Raw genomic sequence first — 7,212 nt, 5'->3', positions numbered from 1 at the left:
GCTTGGGCTTCGGTGCCTGCGGCGCTTGGGCTTCGGTGCCTGCGGAGGGAGAAACGTCCGAAGGGGCCAAAACGTTCATTTCCGATGCCCGCAACCCGGAAACACTTGTTCACACCCGTGACATCAAAAGCCGCGGCGCGGTCCAATTTGCGACATGCGGAGGGGCAAAATGGCGCCTGTCTCCGGCCCGCTGCGGCGCGGCGGGGAGAAAGAGGAGATTTGGTTCGGACCACACAGCGAGGGGCGGCACCCGACGCTGCGACCGGACACCGAAGGGTGTTCCGGGCGTTGCCTTCCAGATGAAAGGTGAAGCCCCGATGAGCTTTTATCCCGGCCGGCCCGACGCCGGCAGCCGGACCCTGCCCTCTCTCCGCAAGCTGGTCCCCGCTCTCTCGCAGCGCCAGCGGGCGCGCCTCAGGCCCTGGCTGATGGCCCTCGCGGTGGCCGGTGGCGCGGCCGCTCTGGCGGCGCTGGCCCTGCATCAGATTCCCCTGCGCGCCCGCATCGCCCTGGAGGCGGATGTGCGCGCCCGCTTCAGCAACGCCCCGGTGCTCGCCATCGGCGACAGCATCACCTATCAGGCCGCCCCGCGCAGCCTGTGCGGGGAAGAGGTGCTGAACGCCGCGGTGCCCGGTGACAAGATCGACGATCTGGTCTCCCGCGCCGGATCACTGGAAGCCCACCTTCAGCCCGCCCGCGTGGTGATCGCCATCGGCGCCAACGATGCGGTGAAGCCGAAGCATTCCATCGCCGAGTGGCGGACCCTCTATCGCGAGATCATCTCCCGCTTTCCCGGCAGCCAATTGGTGCTGGTGGAGGTGAACCCGGTGGAACACGGCCGCTCGCCCTATGCGGACATGCTGGACCAGACCTACGTGGCGCAGCAGAACGCTGCCATCCGCGCCATCGGCGCCGAGACGGGCGCCGTGGTGGTGCCGGCGCCGCAATCGGTCTCCACCACGGACGGCATCCATCCGAGCCGGGCCGGCGCGCTGCTGTGGCGGGCGCGCCTGTTCTCGGCCGCGTGCCGGTGATCCAGCGACGCCTCAGCCCTCCACGCCGCGCACGGCAAGCACCGCCTTCATGCGCTTGACCGCGAGGTCGGGATCAGTCAGCAGCCCCGCCGCGTCGGCGAGGCGGAACAGCTCGGCGAGGTGGAGCGTGGAGCGGGTGCTTTCCTGCCCGCCCACCATCGTGAAATGGTCCTGGTGGCCGTTGAGATAGGCCATGAAGACCACGCCCGTCTTGTAGAAGCGCGTCGGCGCCTTGAAGATGTGCCGCGACAGGGGCACCGTCGGCCCGAGAATGTCGTGGAAACGCGCGGTGTCCCCCGCCGCCAGCGCCGTGAGGGCAGCGGACGCCGCCGGGGCGATGGCATCGAAGATGCCGAGCAGCGCGTGGGAATGGCCCTGCGCATCGCCCGCGACCAGCTCCGCATAGTTGAAATCGTCGCCCGTATACATGCGCACGGCCGGGTCCAGCCGGCGGCGCATGGCGATCTCCTTGTCCTTGTCGAGGAGGGAGATCTTCACGCCGTCGATCTTCGCGGTATTGGCGTTGATGACGGCGACCGCCGTGTCCATGGCCGCGTCGAGGTCGCGCGTGCCCCAGTAGCCGGCCAGCGCGGGATCGAACATGTCGCCGAGCCAGTGGATGATGACCGGCGCCGACACCTGCGACAGCACACGGGCATAGACCTTCTCATAATCCTCCGGCGATTTCGCCACGCGGGCCAGCGCGCGCGAGGCCATGAGGATGATGCGCCCGCCCACCTTCTCCACCGCCGCGATCTGCTCCTCATAGGCGCGGATCACGTCGTCCAGCGAGGTCGCCGCCTCGGGGGCGAGATGGTCGGTGCCGGCGCCGGAGAAGACCAGCGCCTCCGGCCCGTGCGCCTTGGCCGCTTCCACCGAGCGGCGGATCAATTCCAGCGAGGTCGGCCAGTCGAGCCCCATGCCGCGCTGGGCGGTGTCCATGGCTTCTGCAACGCCGAGGCCGAGGTCCCACAGGCGGGCGCGGTAGGCGATGGTGCGGTCCCAGTCGATGGCCGCGTCGAGCCAGGGGTCGCAGTCTTTCAGCGGGTCCGCCACCACATGGGCGGCGGAGAAGGCGATGCGGTTCATGGGGCCGGAGGCGCGGGCAGGATAGTCGCGCGGGGCGGAGAGGCGGAAGGTCTCCAGCCCCCCGCCCACCACGGGCAGGCGGAGCGAAAGGGCGGTGGCGCGGGCGTGCTCGTTCATGGTGGCGATCCTGAAAAGGCGGCGCGGGCGCTCAGGCGAGCGTCCCGTGCGGGATGGGTTCGGGCACCGCGGCCGGCGCGATGGGGGTGAGGCTTGTCCAGTCGGGCTCGGCGGCGCGGGCGAAGCCGGGCGCCTCCAGCAGGCTGCGGGTGGGCAGCAGCCCGCGCGAGACATCGAGGCCGAGCCGGCCGTTGCGCTGGGCATAGAGATCCGGATGGGCGTCGAAGAAGGCGCGGGCCTCCCGCTCCGGGGCCGGGCCGAAGCCGTCCACATAATGGTGGCCGTTGCGCTCGCCATGGGCGAGGCCGAGGGCGGCGACGAGGGCCGTGTCCTGCTCGATGCCGAGGCCCGGCTGGCAGGTGAGATCCTCCGCCGAGATGAGGAAGGGCGCGCGCGCCCCGCCCGCATTCCACGCCTTCACCCGCGCGGCGTTGAGGATGGCCTTGTAGAGCCCCTTGCAGCTCTTGGAGGAGACGCCGCGATAGCCCAGCGCCGCCGCACGCGGGAAGGCGTCCGGCGCATCGTCCGCCTCGTCGATGATGACGGGCAGGCCATCCAGCCGCGGCAGGGGCGCGGCGAAGGTCTGGGCGCGGTCGAACGGTTGCTCGATGTAGAGGAGCCGGGCGCGGAAGGCGGCAAGGCGCGGGCCGTTCAACGCCTCGGCGAGGGCCATGAGGCGGTCGGGGTCGTACTGCTCGTTGGCGTCCAGCGTCGCCACATAGCCCGGCGCCGAGGCGGCGAGGATGGCGGCGATCTTTTCCAGCCGGGCGATGTCGGCGGCAAGGTCGCCGCCGATCTTGATCTTGAAGAAGGCGAGCCGCGCGGCGGCGATCTCGGCGGCGAGGCCGTGCGGGCCGTCGAGGGGGTCCATGAGCCCCACGGTGTGGCGCAGCGCCACCGCCGGGGCGGGCACAAGCGCAGCGAGGAAGGCGCCGATCTGGCCGGCGGAAAGATCGGGCGAGAGGCGCCCGTCGAGCCCCATCACATTGGCCTTGAGGCCGGCCACGAGGCCGAGGCCCATGGCGCGCAGGAGCGCATCGAGCACCGCTTTGTCGAGCAGCGCCGGGCCGAAGCCGGCGGCGAGCGGCGGAACGCCTTCGCGCTGGCCCCACATGAGCTGCGGTGCCCGCGCCGCCACCGACAGGCCGAAGGCGCTGGCCGGCAGCGCATTGGCATAGATGCGGGCCGCCTGGGCGAGGCCCCGGCGCAAATCGTCCACGGTGTCGAGAGGGCTCTTTGCCGGCGCCTTGTCGAACCAGCGCGGCATCATCATCTCGGCGGCCATGCCGGTGGCGGGGCCGAAGCCCTCCACGTCAGCCGCCACCTTCACGAAGGCCTGCGGCGCCGTCTCCACCACCGAGGGGCCGAAGCGGAACGGGCGGACGAAGGGCATCAGCCGCTCGCCGATCTCCACCTCGCGGATGGTGATGCGCGGAAAGGGCATGTTCGTCCTCTCTGTCCTGCGGATCTCAAGCCCGCGCGGCGTTTGAGCGAGGCCCCATCGTCCCGGTCGCGACCGGGACGATGGCCTGAGACCTCAGTCCAGATGGCCTTGGGCGTAGAAGTGGCCGCGGATGGTCTTGGCGAGTTCGGCGAAGACGGGGCTCGCCATCATGTCCAGCGCGCGCGGGCGGGGCAGCGGCACGTCATAGATGGCGGCCACCGAGCCCGGGCGGTCGGTCATCACCACCACCCGGTCGGCGAGGAAGATCGCCTCGGGGATGGAATGGGTGATGAGCATGATGGTCTTGCCCGTCTCGTACTGGATGCGTTGAAGCTCGAGATTCATCTTCTCGCGCGTCATGGCGTCGAGCGCGCCGAACGGCTCGTCCATGAGCACGATCTTGGGGTCGTGCACCAGCGCCCGGCAGATGGCGGCGCGCTGCTGCATGCCGCCGGAGAGCTGCCAGGGATACTTGTTCTCGAAGCCGTTGAGGCCCGCCGTCTTGAGCAGCTGGCGCGCCCGCTCCAGATGGCTGGCGCGGTCCAGCCGGCGCACCTCCACCGGCAGCATCACGTTGCGCAGCACCGTGCGCCAGGCGAGCAGCACCGGGCTCTGGAACACGATGCCCACATCGTCCGGCGGCTCGGTCACGGCCTTGCCGTCGATGAGGATCTCGCCGGCCGAGGCGGGGATGAGGCCGGCCACCAGCTTCAGCAAGGTGGACTTGCCGCAGCCGGAGGGGCCGACCACGCAGATGAACTCGCCCTCGGTGATGTCGAGGTCCATGGGCTTCAGCGAGGGCACCTCGCCGTCGCGGGTGCGGTAGGTCTTGGCGAGGCCGCGGATGTCGATGAGCCGGCGGCGGGCCGAGGGGCCTTCGTTGCGGGCGATCACGCGCAGGGTGTTGGGTCTGGCCATGGCGCCCTCCTCAGACGGTGACGAAGGCATCATGGCGCTGGCTCGCATGCCACGGCACGATCAGGCGCTCCACGAGGTCGATCACCCAGAACAGCACCACGCCGATGAGCGCGAGCACGATGAGGGCGGCGAACATGGTGGGCAGCTCGAAATTGCCGATGGAGCGCTGGAGCACGAAGCCGAGGCCGGAATTCGAGCCCACGAACTCGCCCACCACCGCGCCCACCACCGCCAGCGTCACCGACACCTTCAGGCCGGCGAAGATGGCCGGCATGGCGTGGGGCAGGCTCACCATGGCGAAGGTCTGGAGCCGCGAGGCCTTCATGGAGCGGGCGAGGTCGCGCATGTCGGCCTCCACCGACTTGAAACCCTGCACCCCGGCCACCACCACCGGGAACACCCCGAGCAGGAAGGCGGAAATCACCTTGGGCACGATGCCGAAGCCGAACCACACCACGAACAGGGGCGCGATGGCGACCTTGGGGATGGACTGGGAGAACACCAGCAGCGGATAGAGATAGGCCTCGATGGTGCGCGATCCCGCGATCAGCATGGCCAGCGGAATGCCGATGGCTGCCGAGAGGGCGAAGCCGGCGAGGGTCGCGATGGTGGTCGGCACCGCCTCGCGCGCCAGCATGGCGCCATCGTTGCGGAAGGCGAGCATCACGTCCCACGGGGTGGGGATGAGATAGGCCGGGATCTGGAAGATCCGGACCGAGAGATCCCAGATGGCGATGAGGATCACCAGCAGGCCCACCGGCCGCGCCCACGGCGCGTCGATGACGGCGAGCACGGGATTCCTGTGGCGCGGCGACGCCATGCGGCTTCCTCCCTCAGGTTGCGTTTCAGCCCGGCCGGGACTCTGCGGTCCCGTTTTAACTAACTAGTGAATTACATTTCCCGGCGCGTCCGTTGTCAAGCCCATCCGGCCCCGCCAAGGCGGCACCGCGGTAGCGCGAGAGCCCTATTTTCTTCCGCATCTTCGCCGCACTGCAGCGAAAGCCTTGAGCCGACGGCCCTTTCCCGCTTATCTCGGTAAGGGAGGCTTCCACGATGCCGCGTCGCTGTCCAGACACACGGGCGAGACTGCCCCGGAATGGGGACGCCTGAGCCGTGCGCCTCGTCTGCCTGCCCCATGCCGGCGGCTCCGCCGTGCTCTATCGCACCTGGAAGGCCGCGCTCCTGGGCCTTGCCACCGTGGACAGCCCCGAGCTGCCCGGTCGCGGCAGCCGCCACGGCGCGCCGGTGCCGGCGAGCCTTGCGACGCTGGCCGAGGACATCGCCGCCCCCCTCCTCCACCGTCCCGCGCCGGTGGTGCTCTACGGCCATTCCATGGGCGCGCTGCTGGCCTTCGAGATGGCGCGGGCGCTGGCCCGCCAAGGCGTCAGCGTGGCCGGGCTCGTGCTCTCCGGCCGGGCGGCGCCGCATCTGCCGTTTCCCCGGCAGGACCGGCACCTGATGAGCGATGCCGCGCTCATCGAGGAGCTGAAGCGCTTCGGCGGCACGCCCGAGGTGCTGTTCCGCCGCCCCGAAATCCTCGCCATGGCGCTGCCCGCCCTGAAGGCGGACTTCCGCATGGTGGACACCTATGCCTTCACCCCCGGCCCGGCGCTGGCCTGTCCGGCGGTGATCCTCGGCGGCGCGGACGATGCCGGGACCCCGGAGCCGAGCCTTCATGCCTGGCGCGAGGTGATCGCCGGCCCGGTGGCGGTGGAGGTGTGGCCCGGCGGGCATTTCTTCGTGCGCGAGGACGAGGCGCGCCTTCTCACCCTGCTCAAGCGCACCCTCTCCGTCTGGCGCGCCGCCCGTGCCTGAGCCCTCTTGGCCGGTGGACGCCGCGCGCCTTGCGCCGGGCGCGAGCCTCCTCGCCATCGCGCGGGTCGCCGATGCCGTGGCCAATGCCGACCTCGCCATCGCCCTGCCCTCCGAGGAAGCCGCCCGCATCGCCCGCCACGTGAAGGCGGACGACCGCGCCGCCCGCACCGCCGCTTGGAGCCTCGCGCGCACCCTGCTCGGCGCCGCCCTCGGCCTCGCCCCCGCCGCCGTGCCGGTGGTGCGCGGGGCGAACGGGCGGCCGGGGCTCGGCATCGTGTCGGATCTCGACTTCAACCTCACCCATTCCGGGAGCTGGGTGGCGGTGGGGCTGGCGCGCGGCGGCACCATCGGCGTCGATGTGGAAAAGGCGCGTGGGCTGGATTTGTGGACCCGCCTCGCCCCCGACTTCATGCATGACGACGACCGCACCCGCTGGTCCGCCCTCCCCGAGGCCGATCGCGCCGCCGCCGCCCTGCGCCAGTGGTGCGGCAAGGAGGCGGTGCTGAAGGCGACGGGCGAGGGCCTCGCCGGCGATGCCCGCGGCGTGCGCCTGCCCGAAGGCGGTGGCCTCGTGGTGCGTGCCGGCCGCGCCTTCCTCACCGGCAGTGGCTCCCTCCCCGCCGCCGCCTACGCCTTCGCCGTGGAGGTGGACGCACCGATGCTGTTCCTTTCCGCCGGAGCGGGGTGGGAACGGCTCGCCGGCTGAGGGCCATGCGCCGTCTGGAACCACCGTCGTCCTCCGACTTGATCGGAGGACCCATCCCGCCGCCGGTGCAAACGTCGACATGGGCCCGC

Annotated in this window: 7 protein-coding genes; 3 read left to right on the top strand and 4 right to left on the bottom strand. The window is 70.8% G+C overall.

Features of this window, described 5'->3' with window-relative positions:
• Nucleotides 1–317: 317 nt before the first annotated feature.
• Nucleotides 318–1,034, top strand: a complete 717-nt coding sequence (locus tag V5F74_RS23805; protein ID WP_250167421.1) for an SGNH/GDSL hydrolase family protein — start codon at nucleotides 318–320, stop codon at nucleotides 1,032–1,034.
• Between the two features lie 12 nt (nucleotides 1,035–1,046).
• Here the strand turns inward: V5F74_RS23805 and V5F74_RS23800 are convergent, their stop codons facing one another.
• The 4 genes from V5F74_RS23800 to V5F74_RS23785 all read right to left on the bottom strand — a co-directional run bounded on the left by V5F74_RS23800 (nucleotide 1,047) and on the right by V5F74_RS23785 (nucleotide 5,422).
• A complete protein-coding gene (locus V5F74_RS23800) occupies nucleotides 1,047–2,240 on the bottom strand; it encodes a dihydrodipicolinate synthase family protein (RefSeq protein ID WP_394010190.1) in 1,194 nt (397 codons plus the stop codon).
• A 31-nt stretch (nucleotides 2,241–2,271) separates the two neighbouring features.
• The gene (locus V5F74_RS23795; RefSeq protein WP_029555784.1) at nucleotides 2,272–3,684 is read right to left on the bottom strand and encodes an enolase C-terminal domain-like protein; all 1,413 of its coding nucleotides are present in this window, start codon (nucleotides 3,682–3,684) and stop codon (nucleotides 2,272–2,274) included.
• A 93-nt stretch (nucleotides 3,685–3,777) separates the two neighbouring features.
• The gene (locus tag V5F74_RS23790; protein ID WP_024280890.1) at nucleotides 3,778–4,602 is read right to left on the bottom strand and encodes an ABC transporter ATP-binding protein; all 825 of its coding nucleotides are present in this window, start codon (nucleotides 4,600–4,602) and stop codon (nucleotides 3,778–3,780) included.
• 10 nt (nucleotides 4,603–4,612) lie between these two features.
• Nucleotides 4,613–5,422 (bottom strand): ABC transporter permease, encoded by an 810-nt coding sequence (locus V5F74_RS23785; RefSeq protein ID WP_029555785.1) that lies wholly within the window; start codon nucleotides 5,420–5,422, stop codon nucleotides 4,613–4,615.
• A gap of 293 nt (nucleotides 5,423–5,715) precedes the next feature.
• Here V5F74_RS23785 and V5F74_RS23780 point away from each other — a divergent pair, with 293 nt between their 5' ends.
• Entirely contained in the window at nucleotides 5,716–6,417 is a 702-nt protein-coding gene (locus tag V5F74_RS23780) for a thioesterase II family protein (RefSeq protein ID WP_394010189.1), read from the top strand.
• Nucleotides 6,410–7,123 (top strand): 4'-phosphopantetheinyl transferase family protein, encoded by a 714-nt coding sequence (locus V5F74_RS23775; RefSeq protein ID WP_394010188.1) that lies wholly within the window; start codon nucleotides 6,410–6,412, stop codon nucleotides 7,121–7,123. Before V5F74_RS23780 ends, V5F74_RS23775 begins: the two co-directional genes overlap by 8 nt.
• Nucleotides 7,124–7,212: the final 89 nt, after the last annotated feature.

Origin of the sequence: Xanthobacter aminoxidans, from assembly GCF_043193615.1 — a bacterium.
Taxonomy (GTDB): domain Bacteria; phylum Pseudomonadota; class Alphaproteobacteria; order Rhizobiales; family Xanthobacteraceae; genus Xanthobacter; species Xanthobacter aminoxidans.
This window is presented reverse-complemented; position numbering and strand designations above follow the sequence as displayed.

Bases quoted from the DNA above. Each gene is read 5' to 3' on its own strand.
- V5F74_RS23805 (WP_250167421.1), top strand. From the start codon at position 318: ATGAGCTTTTATCCCGGCCGGCCCGACGCCGGCAGCCGGACCCTGCCC.
- V5F74_RS23800 (WP_394010190.1), bottom strand. From the start codon at position 2,240: ATGAACGAGCACGCCCGCGCCACCGCCCTTTCGCTCCGCCTGCCCGTG.
- V5F74_RS23795 (WP_029555784.1), bottom strand. From the start codon at position 3,684: ATGCCCTTTCCGCGCATCACCATCCGCGAGGTGGAGATCGGCGAGCGG.
- V5F74_RS23790 (WP_024280890.1), bottom strand. From the start codon at position 4,602: ATGGCCAGACCCAACACCCTGCGCGTGATCGCCCGCAACGAAGGCCCC.
- V5F74_RS23785 (WP_029555785.1), bottom strand. From the start codon at position 5,422: ATGGCGTCGCCGCGCCACAGGAATCCCGTGCTCGCCGTCATCGACGCG.